1 pseudogene (running past one end of the window) is annotated in these 18,331 nt (G+C 71.3%); it reads left to right on the top strand.

Features of this window, described 5'->3' with window-relative positions:
- Nucleotides 1-18,331 (top strand): annotated as a pseudogene (locus C1737_RS06845) (non-ribosomal peptide synthase/polyketide synthase); it begins 12,937 nt to the left of the window's first position.

The raw sequence follows: 18,331 nt of genomic DNA, 5'->3' as shown, positions 1-18,331 counted from the left end.
TGACGCGGGTTCAGGAACGCAGTCTGGCAGCCTTCGAAAACCAGGACGTGCCGTTCGAGCTGCTGGTGGAGCGGCTCAACCCGGCCCGAAGCCTGACCCACCACCCGCTGGTGCAGGTGATGCTGGCCTGGCAGAACTTCGCCGGAAACGACGAACCCGCCACCGGTCTGACGCTGGGCGAGCTCGAGGTCACCTCCGTGCCGGTCGACACCGAGTCGGCGCGAATGGATTTGGTGTTCTCCCTGGCCGAGCGCTGGACCGAGACGGGCGAGGCCGCGGGGATCGCCGGTCGGGTGGAATTCCGCACCGACGTATTCGACGCGCGGAGCATCGAGACGCTGATCGAACGTCTGCAGCGGGTGTTGGTGGCGATGGCGGGTGATCCTTCGCGGGTGTTGTCGTCGGTGGACCTGCTCGACGCCACCGAGCACGCGCGTCTGGAACAGCTTGGCAATACGGCGGTTTTGGCGGGGCCGGTGGATCCGCCGGTGTCGATGCCGGAGTTGTTCGCCGCACAGGTGGCCGGCGCCCCGGAGGCGGTGGCGCTGGTGTGCGAGGGCGTGTCCGCGACCTACCGGGAGCTGGACGAGGCGTCGAATCGGTTGGCGCATCTGTTGGTGGCCGAGGGTGCGGGTCCGGGTCGGGTTGTGGCGCTGCTCTTTTCGCGGTCGGCGGAGGCGGTCGCGGCGATGCTGGCGGTGCTCAAGACGGGGGCGGCCTATCTGCCGATCGACCCTTCCTCCCCGGATGCCCGGATCGAGTTCATGCTGGGCGACGCCACGCCGGTGGCCGCGGTCAGCACCGCTGATCTGGCCGGGCGACTCGAGGGGCACGGCGTGCCCGTCATCGACGTCGGCGATCGGCGCCTGGACACCTTGCCCGCGACGGGCCTTGCGCTGCCGGATGCCGAGGGTGTGGCGTATGTGATTTACACCTCGGGTACTACGGGTGTGCCCAAAGGTGTTGCGGTGACTCATCGTAACGTGACGCAGTTGATCAGGTCGCTGGATGCCGGTTTGCCGGTGCCCGGGGTGTGGTCGCATGCGCATTCGCTGGCGTTCGACGTGTCGGTGTGGGAGATTTTTGCGCCGCTGCTGCGTGGTGGGCGGGTGGTGGTCGTTGATGAGGACACCGCGCGTTCGCCTGAGGACTTCCACGCGGTGGTGGTCGCCAAGGGCGTGAGCGTGTTGACGCAGACACCGTCGGCGGTGGCGATGCTGGATCCGGCGGGCCTGGATGGGGTGGCGTTGGTGACGGCTGGGGAGGCCTGCCCGGCCGAGGTGGTGGATCGGTGGGCGCGGGGTCGGGTGATGGTCAACGCCTATGGCCCGACCGAGACCACGATGTGCGTGGCGATCAGCGCCCCGCTGGCGGCCGGGTCGGGCGTACCGCCGATCGGTTCCCCGGTGCCCGGGGCGGCGCTGTTCGTGCTTGACGAGTCGTTGCGTCCCGTGCCCGAGGGCGTGGTCGGCGAGTTGTATGTCGCCGGATCCGGCGTCGCCGCCGGATATCTCGGCCGGCCCGGGCTGACCGGGTCGCGGTTTGTGGCCTGCCCGTTCGGCGGGGCCGGAACGCGGATGTATCGCACCGGGGACCTGGCGTGCTGGAACACCGACGGGCAACTGCAGTACTTCGGGCGCGCCGATGAGCAGGTCAAGATCCGCGGGTATCGCATCGAGCTGGGCGAGATCCAGGCCGCGTTGAGCGGGCTTGAGGGTGTGGAGCAGGCGGTGGTGGTCGCCCGTGAGGATCGCCCCGGTGACAAGCGCCTGGTCGGCTATGTCACCGGCGCCGCCGATCCGGCTCAGCTGCGGACCGCCTTGGCGCAGCGGTTGCCGGCGTTCATGGTGCCCGCGGCGATCGTGGGGCTAGAGGCGCTGCCGCTGACCGCCAACGGCAAACTGGACACCCGCGCGCTGCCCACCCCCGAATACGCCGCCGGTGACTACCGCGCCCCCCAAAATCCCACCCCCGAATACGCCGCCGGTGACTACCGCGCCCCCCAAAATCCCACCGAAGAAATCCTGGCCACCATCTACGCCGAGGTCCTTGGCGTCGACCGCGTCGGCACCGACGACTCCTTCTTCGAACTCGGCGGCGACAGCATCTCGGCGATGGGCCTGATCGCCGCGATCAACGGCGCGCTGGGGGTCGGCCTTGCCGTGCGCGTCGTGTTCGAGGCGCCCACCGTCGCCCAGCTTGCGCTGCGGATCGGTGAGGGCACTGCCGGCCTCGAGCCCCTGGTGGCCGCGGAGCGGCCCCCGGTGATCCCGTTGTCGTTCGCGCAGAACCGGCTGTGGTTCCTCGATCAATTGCAGGGCCCGTCACCGGTTTACAACATGGCGGCCGCCCTGCGGCTCAGCGGGCCGCTCGACGCCGACGCGCTCGGTGCGGCGCTGGCCGACGTCGTGGCCCGCCACGAAAGCCTGCGCACCCTGATCGCCGCGCCCGAGGGCACACCCCAGCAGCTGGTGACCCCCGTCGAGCAGGCCGATTTCGGGTGGGAGGTCATCGACGCAAGCGGCTGGTCAGCGGGCCAGCTCGACGAGGCCATCGGCGACACGGCGCGCTACACGTTCGACCTGGCCGCCGAAATCCCGCTGCGGGCAGAGCTTTTCCGCATCGGAGACGACGAGCACGTGCTGGCGGCCGTGGTCCACCACATCGCCGCCGACGGCATGTCGATCACCCCACTGGTGCGTGACCTGGGCACGGCGTATGCCAGCCGGTGCGCCGGGCAGGCCCCCGGGTGGGCGCCGTTGGCCGTGCAATACGTCGACTACACGCTGTGGCAGCGCGCGCAGCTGGGTGACCTCGACGACCGTCAGAGCCCCATCGCCGCCCAGCTGGGGTACTGGGAAGAGGCCCTCGCCGGGATGCCCGACCGGGTGCAGCTGCCCACCGATCGGCCCTACCCGCTGGTGGCCGACCAGCGCGGCGCCACCGTCGAAATCGATTGGCCGACAGAGCTTCAGCAGCAAGTCGGCGCGGTGGCCCGCAAGCACAACGCGACCAGCTTCATGGTGGTCCAGACGGCCCTGGCGGTACTGCTGTCGAAGCTCAGCGCGAACCCCGATGTGGCGGTGGGCTTCCCGATCGCAGGGCGGCGCGACCCCGCCCTCGACGAATTGGTCGGATTCTTCGTCAACACCCTGGTGCTCCGAGTCGACCTGAACGAGCTAGGCGGCGACCCCACGTTCACCGACCTGCTGTCGCAGGTGCGCCAGCGCAGCCTGGCCGCCTACGAACACCAGGACGTGCCGTTCGAGGTGCTGGTCGAACGGCTCAACCCCGCCCGAAGCCTGACCCACCACCCCTTGGTCCAGGTCATGTTGGCCTGGCAGAACTTCGCCGGTCAGGATGGCGGCGGCCCGGCCGCGGGGCTGTCCCTGGGCGATGTCGAGATCACGCCGATGCCGGTGGACACCCAAACCGCCCGCATGGACCTGACCTTCTCGCTGGCCGAGCGCTGGGACGCCGCCGGAGAGCCCGCCGGTATCGGCGGGACGGGGGGGTTCCGCACCGACGTGTTCGACCCGGGAAGCATCCAGACGCTCGTCGGACGGGTGCAGCGGGGGTTGACGGCCATGACCGTCGATCCCCCCCCGGCGTTGTCGTCGCTGGGTCTGCTCGACGAGGCCGAGCACGCCCGCCTCGACGAGATGGGGAACCGTGCGGTGCTGACCGTGCCGGTGGCGGCGCCGGTGTCCCTTCCGGCCCTGTTCGCCTCGCAGGTGGCCCGCACACCGGAGTCGGTGGCTCTGGTGTGCGCCGGCCGGTCCATGACCTACCGCGAGCTGGACGAGGCCGCGCACCGGTTGGCGCTCGTGCTGGCCGGCCGCGGCGCCGGCCCGGGACAGTCTGTCGCCCTGCTGTTTTCGCGTTCGGCCGACGCGATCGTGGCGATCCTGGCGGTGCTCAAGGCCGGGGCGGCCTATCTGCCGATCGACCCGGCGCTGCCCGAGTCGCGCATCGCGTTCGTGTTCTCCGACGCCGCGCCCATGGCCGTCATCACCACCGCCGACCTGGCCGACCGGCTCATCGGCACCGAGGTACCGGTCATCGACGTCGATCAGCGCGAGCCCGCCCGACCCGGTGCGACGCTGACCGCGCCGGGGCCGGAAGACCTTGCCTACCTCATCTACACCTCCGGCACGACCGGTGTCCCCAAGGGCGTCGCGGTCACCCACCAGAACGCGACCCAGCTGCTGGCGCGCATGGACGCCGGTCTACCGCGCGCCGGGGTGTGGTCGCAGTGGCATTCGCTGGCCTTCGACGTGTCGGTCCACGAGATCTTCGGCGCGCTGCTGCACGGCGGCCGGCTCGTCGTGGTGCCCGAGTCCGTGGCGCGCTCACCCGAAGACTTCCACGCGTTGCTGGTTGCCGAACGGGTCAGCGTGTTGAGCCAGACCCCGTCGGCGGCCGCGATGCTCTCGCCCGAGGGGCTGGAATCGGCCGCCCTGGTGGTGGCCGGCGAGGCGTGCCCGGCCGAGCTGGTGGACAAGTGGGGCGCGGGCCGGGCGATAATCAACGCCTACGGACCGACCGAGGCCACGGTGTATGCGGCGGTCAGCCGACCCCTGGATTCGGCGTCCGTCGAATCCGGAGTGGTGCCGATCGGCTCGCCGGTGCCCGGGGGAGCGTTGTTCGTGCTCGACGGGCGGTTACGGCCGGTGCCCGTCGGCGTGGTCGGCGAGTTGTACGTCGCCGGTGCCGGCGTGGCGTGCGGGTATTGGCATCGGGCGCCCCTGACGGCGTCGCGGTTCGTGGCCTGCCCGTTCGGCGGAGCCGGCACCCGCATGTACCGCACCGGGGACCTGGTGCGTTGGCGCGTCGACGGTCAGCTGGACTACCTGGGCCGCGCCGACGAGCAGGTCAAGATCCGCGGGTACCGCATCGAACTCGGCGAGGTGCGCGCCGCGCTGGCCTGGCTGGACGGCGTCGAGCAGGCGGTGGTCGTCGCCCGCGAGGACCGGCCCGGCGGTAAGCGGTTGGTCGCTTACATCACCGGAACGGCCGACCCGGCGGGCGTGCGCGCCGCGCTGGCCGAGCGGTTGCCGGCATACATGATCCCGTCCGCCGTGGTGGTGCTCGACGCGCTGCCGCTGACCCCCAACGGCAAGCTCGACACCCGAGCCCTGCCCGCACCGGAATACTCCGACGCCGACCGGTATCGCGCCCCGGACAATGCCGTCGAGGAAATCCTGGCCGGCATCTACGCCCAGGTGCTGGGGCTGGACCGGGTCGGGGTCGACGACTCCTTCTTCGACCTGGGCGGCGACAGCATCTCGTCGATGCAGGTGGTGACGCGGGCCCGCGCCGCCGGCCTGATCTGCCGGACCCGCGACATCTTCGTCGAGCAGACCGTCGCCCGGCTGGCCCGGGTGGCCGAGGTGGCCGACGCCCGCGCCGACGTGGCCGACGAGGGCGTGGGCGCGGTGCCGGCCACCCCGATCATCCGCTGGCTGCAGGGCGTGCAGGGCCCGGTGGACCAGTTCAACCAGGCGATGCTGGTCCAGGCCCCCGCCGGGGTCGAGGTGCCCGACGTGCTGGTGGTGCTGCAGGCGCTGCTCGATCGGCACGCCATGCTGCGGCTGCGGGTCGACGACGGATGGTCGCTGACGGTGCCCGAGCCGGGCGCGGTGGACTCCGCCGACTGCCTGCACACCGTGGAGGCGTTGTCCGACGCGGCGCTGGTCGAGGCGCGGTCGCGGCTGAACCCGGCCGAAGGGGTCATGCTGAGCGCGCTGTGGGTCACCTCCACCGCCCAGCTGGTGGTGATCATCCACCACCTGGCCGTCGACGGCGTGTCCTGGCGAATCCTGTTGGAGGACTTGAACATCGCCTGGGCGCAGCGTCGCGGCGGCCAGCCGGTGGCGTTGCCGCCGGGTGGCACGTCGTTCGCCCGTTGGGCGGCGCAGCTGGCCGAGCGCGCCAACGACCCGGACGTCGTGGACCAGCTGGACACCTGGCGGCAGGTGGCGGCGACGCCCGCGGCGCTGCCCGCGGTGCGGCCCGAGACGGACACCTTCGCCGCCGCGGGGCAGCTCTCGGTGGAGCTGGACCCCGAGACCACCGGCATGCTGCTCGGTGAGGTGCCCGCGGCGTTCCACGCCGGCGTGCAGGACATCCTGCTGATCTCGTTCGCCCTGGCGCTGGTCGAATCCCTGGGCCCCGAAGGCGGGGCGCCGATCGGCATCGACGTCGAAGGCCACGGCCGCCACGAGGAGCTGGGCCGCGACGTCGACCTGTCACGCACCGTGGGGTGGTTCACCGCCAAGTACCCGGTGTCCTTGATCACGGGTGGATTGCCCTGGGCGCAAGTCATTTCCGGCGGCCCGTCGTTGGGCGCGGCGATCAAGGACGCCAAGGAACAGCTGCGCGCCCTGCCCGATTCACTGACCTACGGGCTGCTGCGCTACCTGAACACCGATGCCGGCCTGGACGCATCCGACCCGCCGATCGGATTCAACTACCTGGGGCGGCAGGGCGGCGCCGGTGAGCTCACCGACGAGATGTGGCGCCCCATGCCGGGCTCGGTCACCGGCGCGGCCGCGGCCATCCCGATGCCGCTGATGCACACCCTGGAGCTCAACGCGGCCACCGTCGACACCGAGGCCGGCCCGCGCCTGCGGGCGCATTGGACGTGGGCGCCATCGGCGCTGGAGGACGGGCAGGTCAGCCGGCTGAGCCGGTTGTGGTTCGAGGCCCTGGCCGGGATCTGCGCCCACGTGCGATCCGGGGGTGGCGGGTTGACGCCGTCGGACATCACGCCCGCCCGCCTCAGCCAGAAGCAGATCGACCAGCTGCAACGGCAATGCCACATCGCCGACGTGCTGCCGCTGACCCCGGTGCAGCAGGGCCTGCTCTTCCACGCCAACACCATGCGGGGCGCCGGCCAGGATGCCGGCGACCTGTACGCCGGCCAGCTCGACATCAGCATCACCGGCCCGCTCAACCCCGACCGCCTGCGCGATGCCGTGCACTCGGTGGTCCGGCGGCATCCGAACCTGGTGTCCCGATTCTTCGACCAGTTCGACGAGCCGGTGCAGGTCATCGTGACCGAGCCCGCGCCGGCCTGGCAGTACCTGGAGCTGGGCGCCGACGTGGACGTCGACGCGCACGTCGAGCGGCTTTGCGCCGCCGAACGCGCCGCCGTCTGCGACCTGGTCAACCAGTCGCCCTTCCGGGTGGCCTTGATCCGCACCGCCGTTGACCGGCACCGGCTGGTACTGACCAACCACCACATCGTGCTCGACGGCTGGTCGATGCCGATCCTGCTCGGTGACATCTTCGCCGGCTACTACGGCCAGCGCCTGCCCGCCGCGGCGCCCTACCGCGACTTCGTCGGCTGGCTGGCCGCTCGCGACCGCGACGCCGCCCGCGCCGCCTGGGGCGAAGTGTTCGCCGGCTTCGACGCCCCGACCCTGGTCGGCCGACAAGACCGGCTGCAGCCGGGCACGCAAGGCGTCCACACGCTCAGCCTGCCCGCCGATCTCACCCGCGCCGTCGGTGAACTCGCGCGCTCCTGCCACACGACCGTCAACACGGTGCTGCAGGCCGCCTACGCGCAACTGCTGTGCTGGCTGACCGGCCAGCATGACGTCGCCTTCGGGACCACGGTCTCGGGCAGACCGGCTGAACTCCTCGGCGCGGAATCGATGGTCGGGCTGATGATCAACACCGTGCCGGTGCGCGCGAAGATCAGCCCGACGACCACCGCCGCCGACCTGCTCGAGCAGCTGCAGGGCGCCAACAACCACACATTCGACCATCAGCACTTGGCGCTCAACGACATTCACCGCATCGTCGGACACGACAAGCTTTTCGACACCCTGTTCGCCTACGAAAACTATCCGATCGACGCCGCCGCCTTGTCGGGCGATCAGGAGTTGTCCATCACCGACATCGCCAGCCGGGAATCCACCCACTACCCGCTGACCATTCAGGCCCAGCCGGGACACGAACTGCGCCTACGTGTCGAATACGACACCGACGTCTTCGACGCGGACGCCGTAGAGACGCTGATCGAGCGGCTGCGGCGGGTGCTGCTGGCCATGACGACCGAACCCGGGCGGCCGTTGTCGGCGACCGACGCGCTCGACGCCGATGAACACCGCAGGCTGGACGAGTTCGGCAACCGGTCGGTGCTGACCGCGGCGTGGAGTCCCGCGTCGATTCCGGCGTTGTTCGCCGCGCAGGTGGCCCGCAACCCCAAGGCGCCGGCGGTGACCTTCGGCGGCCGGTCGATGACCTACCGTGATCTCGACGAAGCGGCGAACCGACTGGCGCACTGGCTGATCGGACGCGGGGCCGGTCCGGGTGAGGTTGTGGCCTTGGTGTTCGACCGGTCGGCCGACGCGATCGTGGCGATTGTGGGGGTGCTGAAGTCTGGGGCGGCGTATCTGCCGATCGATCCGGCGCTGCCGGCGGCGCGGATTGAGTTCATGCTCGCCGATACCGCGCCGGTGGCCGCGGTGACCACCGCGGCGCTGGCCGAGAAGCTGGCCGGTCACGTGTTGCCGATCATCGACGTGCACAGCCCGGCCCTGCAGACCCAGCCCGCGTCGGCGCCACCGGGCCCCGAGCCCGATGACGTGGCGCACATCATCTATACCTCGGGCACGACCGGGACGCCCAAGGGCGTGGCGGTGAGCCACGCCAATGTGACCCGGCTGTTCGACGCGCCGGCCGTCGGCGTGCCGTTGACGTCGGATCAGGTGTGGACCCAATTCCATTCGTATGCCTTCGATTATTCGGTGTGGGAGATCTGGGGCGCGCTGCTGCACGGCGGTCGGCTCGTCGTGGTGCCCGACTCGGTGGCCCGCTCGCCCAAGGACTTCCATGCCTTGCTGGTCGCCGAGAAGGTCACGGTCCTGAGCCAGACGCCGGCGGCAGTTCGCATGCTGTCACCGGAGGGCCTGGACTCGGCGGCGCTGGTCATCGGCGCGGAGCCGGTGCCCCCGGAGCTGGTGGACCGCTGGGCGCCCGGCCGGGCGATGATGAACGTCTACGGGCCGACCGAGGGCACGATATTCGCGTCCATGAGTGTCCCACTGGCCGCGAAGTCCGGTGCGCCGCCGATCGGTTCGGCGGTGCCGGGGACGGGACTGTTCGTGCTGGACGGCTGGCTGCGGCCGGTACCGGTCGGGGTAGTCGGGGAGCTATATGTGGCCGGGCCGTTGTATGTGGCCGGTCGCGGGGTGGGGCTGGGGTATGTGCGCCGGGCCGGGCTGAGTGCGTCGCGGTTTGTGGCGTGCCCGTTCGGCGCGCCGGGGCAGCGGATGTACCGGACCGGGGATTTGGTGTGCTGGGGCCCGGATGGGCAGCTGCGCTATGTGGGGCGTGCTGATGAGCAGGTCAAGATCCGCGGGTATCGCATCGAGGTCGGCGAAATCCGTTCGGCGCTGGCCGCTCTGGACGGGGTTGAGGATGCGGTGGTGGTGGTGCGCGAGGACCGCCCCGGCGACAAGCGCCTGGTCGGCTACCTGACCGGTACCGCTGAGCCCGCCGCGCTGCGCGCCGCGCTGGCCGAGCGGCTGCCCGGCTACATGGTCCCGGCCGCCCTCGTCACCCTCGACACCCTGCCCGTCACCCTCAACGGCAAACTCGACACCCGCGCCCTGCCCGCACCCGAATACACCAACTCCGGCTACCGCGCCCCGACCAATCCCACCGAGGAGATCCTGGCCGGCATCTACGGACAGGTGCTCGGCGTCGAGCGGGTCGGCATCGACCAATCGTTCTTCGACCTCGGCGGAGACAGCATTTCGGCGATGCGCGTGATCGCCGCGGTCAACACCGACCTCGACGAGTACCTGTCGGTGCGCGCGATCTTCGAAGCGCCCACCATCGCGCAACTGGCACCCCGGGTCGGTGAGGGCGCGGGCCGGCTGGAGCCGCTGGTGGCCGGTCCGCGGCCGGCGGTGGTTCCGCTGTCGTTCGCCCAAAGCCGGTTGTGGTTCCTCGACCAATTGCAAGGCCCGTCACCGGTTTACAACATGGCCGCCGCCATGCGCCTGCGCGGCCCGCTCGACGCGCAGGCGCTCGGGGCGGCGCTGGCCGACGTGGTGGCCCGCCACGAGAGCCTGCGGACCGTGTTCGCCGCACCCGAGGGCACGCCGCAGCAGGTGGTCATCCCGGCCGAGCGGGCCGATTTCGGCTGGCGGGTCATCGACGCGGCGGACTGGTCGAAGAGCCGACTGGACAAGGCCGTCAAGGCCGCGGCCCGCGAGACCTTCGACCTGGCCACCGATATCCCGTTGCGCGCCTGGCTTTTCCGCGTGGCCGACGATGACCACGTGTTGGTGGCCGTCGTCCACCACATCGCCGCCGACGGTTGGTCGTTGCGGCCGCTGGCCGCCGATCTGGGTGTCGCGTACGCCGCCCGCCGCGCGGGGGATCCCCCGCAGTGGCCCGAATTGCCGGTCCAATACGTGGATTACACGCTGTGGCAGCGCGCGCAATTCGGCGACCTGAAGGACCGCGACAGCCGCATCGCCAAGCAGCTGGCCTATTGGGAAGAAGCCCTGGCCGGCATGCCGGAGCGGTTGCAGCTGCCCACCGACCGGCCCTACCCGCAGGTCGCCGACCAGCGTGGGGCCGCGGTGGCGATCGACTGGCCCGCCGACTTGCAGCAGCAGGTCACCGCGGTCGCCCGCGAGCACAATGCGACCAGCTTCATGGTGGTGCAGGCCGCGCTGGCGGTGCTGCTGTCCAAGGTCGGCGCGAGCAGCGATGTGGCGGTGGGCTTCCCGATCGCCGGACGCCGCGACCCCGCGCTCGACGACTTGGTCGGGTTCTTCGTCAACACCCTGGTGCTGCGGGTCGACCTGAAAGAGCTGGGCGGCGATCCCACCTTCGCCGACCTGTTGGACCGGGTGCGCACCCGTAGCCTGGAGGCCTTCGAACATCAGGACGTGCCGTTCGAGGTGCTGGTGGAGCGGGTCAACCCGACCCGGAGCCTGACCCATCACCCGCTGATCCAGGTGATGCTGGCCTGGCAGAACTTCGGTGGGCAGGACAACGACCCCGCGACCGGACTGGCGCTGGGCGACGTTCGGGTCAGCTCGATGCCGCTGGACACTCAGGTCGCCCGCATGGACCTGACGTTCTCGCTGGCCGAGCGCTGGACCGAGGCCAACGAGCCCGCCGGAATCGGCGGGCGGGTGGAGTTCCGCACCGACGTGTTCGACGCGGAGAGCATCGAGACACTGGTCGGACGGTTGCAGCGGGTGCTGGCGACGATGACCACGGATCCCGGCCGCTCCGTCTCGTCGGTCGACCTGCTCGACGCGGCCGAGCATGCCCGCCTCGACGAGATCGGCAACCGGGCGGCGCTGACCGCACCAGTTACCGCGCCGATGTCGATTCCCGAAGCGTTCGCCGCGCAGGTGGCGCGCACGCCGGATACGCCGGCGCTCGGTTGCGGTCAGTGGTCGTGGACGTATCGGGAGCTGGACGAGGCGTCGAACCGGTTGGCGCATGCGTTGATCGGCACCGGTGCGGGCCCGGGCGAGGTTGTGGCACTGATGTTTTCGCGTTCGGCCGAGGCGATCGTGGCGATCCTCGCCGTGCTCAAGACCGGCGCGGCCTACCTGCCCATCGACCCCGCCCACCCGGCGGCCCGCATCGGCTTCAGCCGTGGCCGTCCAGCCGGGGGGCCGGGTCGGCGGTGGCCACCACCGCCGACCTGGCCCACCGGCTGGACGGCCACGACGTGGCGGTCATCGACGTGGACGATCCCGCCGTCGAGGCCCAGCCCGCCACCGCCCTGCCCGGGCCCAGCGCGGAGGACATCGCCTACCTCATCTACACCTCGGGGACGACCGGACTGCCCAAGGGCGTGGCGGTGAGCCACCGCAACGTGACGCAGCTGATGGCGTCGGCGGACGCCAGCCTGCCGGACGCCGGGGTGTGGTCGCAGTGGCACTCCTACGGCTTCGACGTGTCGGTCTGGGAGATCTTCGGCGCGCTGCTGCGCGGGGGGCGCCTGGTGGTGGTCCCCGACGCGGTGGTCCGGTCCCCGGAGGACCTGCACGCCCTGCTGATCGCGGAGCGCGTCACCGTCCTGAGCCAAACCCCTTCTGCCGCAGCCATGTTGGACCCGCGGGGCTTGGAGTCGGCCGCCCTGGTCGTCGCCGGCGAGGCCTGCCCGACGGACCTGGTCGACCGGTGGGCGCCCGGCCACCTGATGATCAACGCCTACGGCCCCACCGAGACCACGGTGTACGCGGCGATCAGCGCAGCCCTCGACCCCGGTTCCCCGGTGGTGCCGATCGGCTCCCCGGTGGCCGGCGCGGCGTTGTTCGTCCTCGACGAGTCCCTGCGGCCGGTGCCGCCCGGGGTGGTCGGCGAGCTGTACGTGGCCGGGGCCGGACTGGCGCGCGGGTACTGGCGGCGCGCAGCGCTGACGGCGTCGCGGTTCGTGGCCTGCCCGTTCGGCGGGCCGGGGGCACGGATGTATCGCACCGGCGACCTGGTCTGCTGGGGCGCCGACGGGCAGCTGCAGTACCTGGGCCGCGCCGATGACCAGGTCAAGATCCGCGGCTACCGCATCGAACTCGGCGAGATCCAGGCGGCGCTGGCCGAGCTCCGCGGGGTGCGTCAGGCGGCCGTCGTCGCCCGTGAGGACCGGCCCGGCGAGAAGCGCCTGGTCGGCTACGTCACCGGGTCGGCGGACCTGGCCGAGCTCCGTACCGCCCTGTCCGAACGGCTGCCCGCGTACATGGTGCCGGCCGCCGTGGTTGCGCTCGACGCGCTGCCGCTGACAGCCAACGGCAAGCTCGACGTCCGCGCCCTGCCCGCGCCGGAGTACTCCGACGCCGATCGCTATCGCGCCCCGGGCAATCCCGTCGAGGAGATCCTGACCGGGATCTACGCCCAGGTGCTCGGTATCGAGCGGGTGGGCGTCGACGACTCCTTCTTCGACCTGGGCGGCGACAGCATCTCCTCGATGCAGGTGGTGACGCGGGCCCGCGCCGCCGGCCTGACGTGCCGGACCCGCGACATCTTCGTCGAGCAGACCGTCGCCCGACTGGCCCGCGTGGTCGGAACGGCCGACGGCGACGACGGCGTGACCGACGAGGGCACCGGAGAACTGCCCGCAACGCCGATCATCCGGTGGTTGCAGGGCGTGCAGGGTCCGGTCGACCAGTTCAACCAGACCATGGTCGTGGAGGCGCCCGCGGGGACCGACGAGGCCGACGTGCTGGCGGTGTTGCAGGCCGTGCTGGATCGGCACGCCATGCTGCGGCTGCGTGTCGAGGACGGGTGGTCGCTGACGGTGCCCGAGCCGGGTGCGGTGGACGCCGCCGACTGCCTGCACACCGTGGAGGTGTTGTCCGACGCGGCGGTGCTCGAGGCGCGGTCGCGGCTGAAGCCGGCCGAAGGAGCGATGCTGAGCGCGCTATGGGCGGCCTCCACCCGCCAACTGGTGCTGATCATCCACCACCTGGCCGTCGACGGCGTGTCCTGGCGAATCCTGTTGGAGGACTTGAACATCGCCTGGGCGCAGCATCGGGGCGACCAGCCGGTGGCGTTGCCGCCGGGTGGAACGTCGTTCGCCCGCTGGGCCGCACTGCTCAGCGAGCACGCGCACACCCCGGCGGTGGTCGAGCGGGCCGACGCCTGGAGGCGGATAGCGGCCACCCCGCCCGCGCTGCCGGCCGTGCGCCCCGAGACCGACACGTACGAGACCGCCGAGCACCTCTCGGTGCAGCTCGACGCGGAGACCACCCGCACGCTGCTCGGGGAGGCGCCAGCGGCGTTCCATGCCGGCGTCAACGACATCCTGTTGATCGGTTACGCCCTGGCCTGGGCGGAGTTCCTGGGCCCCAACCCTGCCCAAGTCGCGCCGATCGGCATCGATGTCGAGGGCCACGGCCGCCACGAGGAACTCGCGCCCGGAGTCGACCTGTCGCGCACCGTCGGCTGGTTCACCACCAAATACCCGGTCTCCTTGACGGTGGGCGAATTGCCTTGGGAGCGTGTGCTTTCCGGTGACCCGGCGTTGAGCGCGGTGCTCAAGGACGCCAAGGAACAGCTCCGGGCGCTGCCCGACCCGTTGACCTACGGGCTGCTGCGCTACCTGAACACCGAGGCCGGCCTGGACGGCCCCGACCCGACGATCGGCTTCAACTACCTGGGCCGGTTGGGCGGCGCCGCGGCCGAGCTGTCGGACGAGTTGTGGCGGATCTCCCGGGACGGCTCCTCGGTGACCGGCACCAGCACGGCGGTGCCCATGCCGCTGATGCACACCGTGGACCTCAACGCGGGCACCGCCGACACCGAGGACGGCCCGCAGCTGCACGCCAACTGGACGTGGGCTCCGTCGGTGCTGGACCGCACGCAGGTGAGCCGGCTGAGCCGGCTCTGGTTCGAGGCGCTGACCGGCATCTGCGCCCTCGTGCGATCCGGCGGGGGCGGGCTGACCCCGTCGGACATTCTGCCGGCCCGGTTGACCCAGCAGCAGATCGACGAGCTCGAGCGGCAAGCCCCGATCGCCGACGTGCTACCGCTGACACCGTTGCAGCAGGGACTGCTCTTCCACGCCACCACCACGCGGGGCGGCCAGGATTCCGGCGACCTGTATGTGGTGCAGCTGGACATCGGCGTCGTCGGCCCGCTCGATCGTGACCGGCTGCGCGATGCCGTGCAGACCGTGGTGAACCGGCATCCGCACCTGGTCGCCCGGTTCTGGGACCGGCCCGACGAACCGGTGCAGATCGTCCCCGCGAACCCGGCGATGGCATGGCGGTACGTCGAACTCGCCGAAGGCGGGGGCGACGGCGAGGGCCAGGACGACCGCCTCCGGGACCTGTGCGCCGCCGAACGCGCCGCGGTCTACGACGTCGCCCATCAACCCGCCTTCCGGGTCGCCATGATCCGCACCGCGGCCAACCGGCACCGGCTGGTGCTCACCATTCACCACATCGTGCTGGACGGCTGGTCGGTGCCGATCCTGGTGAACGAGACCTTCGCCAGCCTCACCGGGCAGCGGTTGGCCCCGCCGCCGCCGTATCGCGGATTCGTCACGTGGCTGGCCGAACGCGACCTGGACGCCGCGCGGTCCGCGTGGGGCGAGGTGCTCGCCGGCTTCGACACCCCGACGCTCGTCGCGCCGCCGCACCACCTGGAGCCCGGCGCCCGGGGCCTCGAGACGTTCGCGGTCTCGGCCGACACCACCCGGGCGATCGCCGAGCTGGCCCGCTCCCGCCAGACCACGGTCAGCACCGTGCTGCAAGCCGCGTGGGCGCAGCTGCTGATCTGGCTGACGGGCAATCACGACGTCGCGTTCGGCACCACGGTCTCGGGCCGGCCGGCCGAGGTGGCCGGGGCCGAGTCGATGGTGGGCCTGCTGATCAACACGATCCCGGTGCGCGCGCACATCACCCCGGCAACAACCACGGCGGACCTGCTGGACCAGCTTCAGGGCGCGCACACCGACACCCTCGAGCACGAGCACCTGTCGCTCAGCGAAATCCACCGGCTGACCGGCCACGAGAAGCTGTTCGACACGCTGTTCGCCTACGAGAACTACCCGTTGGAAACGTCCGCGATGGCGGTCAACCACGAGCTGTCCATCACCGACTTCGACGTCTTCGAGCGCAACCACTACCCGCTGACGATGCAAGCCGCCCTGTCCGGCGACCGGCTCGGCCTCCGCGTGGAATACGACGCGGACGTGTTCGACCGGCGCACCATCGGGGCGCTGACCGACCGGCTGGAGCGGGTGCTGGTGGCGATGACCACCGACCCGGCCCGGCGGCTCTCCTCGGTCGACCTGCTCGACGGGCCCGAACACGCCCGGCTGGACGCGATCGGCAATCGGGCGGCGCTGACCCGGCCGGAGCCGGCGCCGGCGTCGATCGTGGACCTGTTCGCCGCGCAGGTCGCGCACCGCCCGGACGCGGTGGCGATCAGCTGGACCGGCGTGTCCATGACCTACCGGGAGTTGGACGAGGCGGCGAACCGATTGGCCCATCTGCTGGCCGCGGAGGGCGCCGGCCCCGGGCAGTCTGTGGCGCTGCTGTTTTCGCGTTCGGCGCAGGCGATCGTGGCCATCCTCGCGGTGCTCAAGACGGGAGCGGCGTACCTGCCGGTCGACCCGGCCGCCCCGGTCGCCCGCATCGGCTTCATGGTCGGGGATGCCGTGCCGGTCGCCGCGGTCACCACCGGGGGATTGCGGTCGCGGCTGGACGGGTGCGACGTCCGGGTCATCGACATCGAAGACCCGCGAATCGGCGGCTGCCCGGACACCGCGTTGCCGGTGCCGGCGGCGGACGGTGTCGCCTACCTCATCTACACGTCGGGCACCACCGGCGTGCCCAAGGGCGTGGCGGTCACCCATCAGAACGTGACCCGGCTGATCGGCTCGCTCGACGCCGGCCTGCCCGCCCCCGGTGTCTGGACCCAATGCCACTCGTATGCCTTCGACGTGTCGGTGTGGGAGATCTTCGCCCCGCTGCTGCGCGGCGGGCGCGTCGTGGTGGTGCCCGAGGCGGTGGTGCGCTCACCGCGGGACTTCGGCGCCCTGCTGGTCGATGAAGGGGTCAGCGTGTTGACCCAGACCCCGTCGGCGGTGGCGATGCTGGACCCGGCCGGCCTCGAGGGCGTGGCACTGGTGATGGCGGGGGAGGCCTGCCCCGCCGAAGTGGTCGATCGCTGGGCGCCGGGCCGGGTGATGGTCAACGCCTACGGCCCCACCGAGACCACGATGTGCGTGGCGATCAGCGCCCCGCTCAACGCGGGGTCGGGGGCGCCACCGATCGGCTCGCCGGTGGCCGGCGCCGGGTTGTTCGTGCTCGACGCCTGGTTGCGGCCGGTGCCGCCCGGGGTGGTCGGCGAGTTGTACGCGGCGGGCACCGGGGTGGCCACCGGCTACCTGGGGCGGCCCGGGCTGACCGGGTCGCGGTTCGTGGCCTGCCCGTTCGGCGAACCCGGCACACGGATGTATCGCACCGGTGACCTGGTGCGATGGGGCGCCGACGGGCAGCTGGTCTACGTGGGCCGCGCCGACGAGCAGGTCAAGATCCGCGGCTACCGCATCGAACTGGGTGAGGTCCAGGCCGCCCTGGTCCGGCTGGACGGCGTCGACCAGGCGGTGGTGATCGCCCGCGAGGACCGCCCCGGCGACAAGCGGCTGGTCGGCTACATCACCGGGACCGCCGACCCCGCCGAGGCGCGCACCACGCTGGCCGGACGCCTACCGGTCTACATGGTGCCCAGCGCCGTGCTGGGGCTCGACGCGCTGCCGCTGACACCGAACGGCAAACTCGACACCCGCGCACTGCCGGCACCGGAATACACCGGCGGCGCGTACCGGGCCCCGTCGAACGCCACCGAGGAGATCCTGACCGGCGTCTTCGCCCGGGTGCTCGGCGTCGAGCGGGTGGGCGTCGACGACTCCTTCTTCGACCTGGGCGGCGACAGCATCTCCGCGATGCGGTTGATCGCCACCATCAACGCCGACCTGTCGGTCGACCTCGCGGTGCGCACCCTGTTCGACGCGCCCTCGGTGCGAAGCCTGAGCCGGCGACTGGCCACGGACACCTCGTCCGGCCAGGACGTCGTTCCGGTGCAGACGCTCAAGCGGGGCGCGGGCATCCCGGTGTTCTGCATCCACCCCGCGGGCGGTGTGAGCTGGCCGTACCAGGTGCTCGGCACCTACCTGGACTGCTCGATCATCGGGATTCAACAGGTGCGTGCGGGCGCCGAACGCGAACCGCGGTCGATCCGGGAGATGGCGGAGGTCTACGCCGACAGGCTGCAGGAGGCCTACCCGTCCGGGCCCTACAACCTGCTCGGCTGGTCGTTCGGCGGGGTCGTCGCACACGCAGTGGCGGTCGAGCTGCAGCGGCGCGGGTGCGTGGTCGCCCGGCTGATCCTGCTCGACGCCCAACCCACCATGGACGACGGAGCGGCCCCGCCGGAAGAGGCCCTCGGTGCGGGCCAGCTGCCGGAGGCCTCCCGATCCGGGCGGCTGTTCGACCTCCTCGCCGACAACCTCCGCAAGAACGTCGAACGCTACCGAGCTCACCGGCCCGGCGTGTTCACCGGGGACATCACCGTCTTCTCCGCCGCGCAGGACGGGGGCGACCGCAGCGCCTTCCTGTCGCGGTCCTGGCGGCCGCACGTGTCCGGCGAGATCCTCATGTACTCGGTCGAGTGCGGGCATGACGACATGTTGACCAGCGAGTCGGTGGGTCTGTACGGACAGCGGCTCAGGCGTTTGCTGGTGCTCGCCGAGCGCCGGCTCGAGCTGGCCCAGGATGCTCAGCGCGCGGCGGCGTCGCGGGAGGACAAGGTGTCCGGGGAGCGCGCCGGTTAG

It is taken from the genome of Mycobacterium sp. 4858, from assembly GCF_900240975.1.
Classification (GTDB): Bacteria; Actinomycetota; Actinomycetes; order Mycobacteriales; family Mycobacteriaceae; genus Mycobacterium.
The sequence above is the reverse complement of the archived record's forward strand: the minus strand, read 5'-3'. Positions and strand labels throughout refer to the sequence as shown.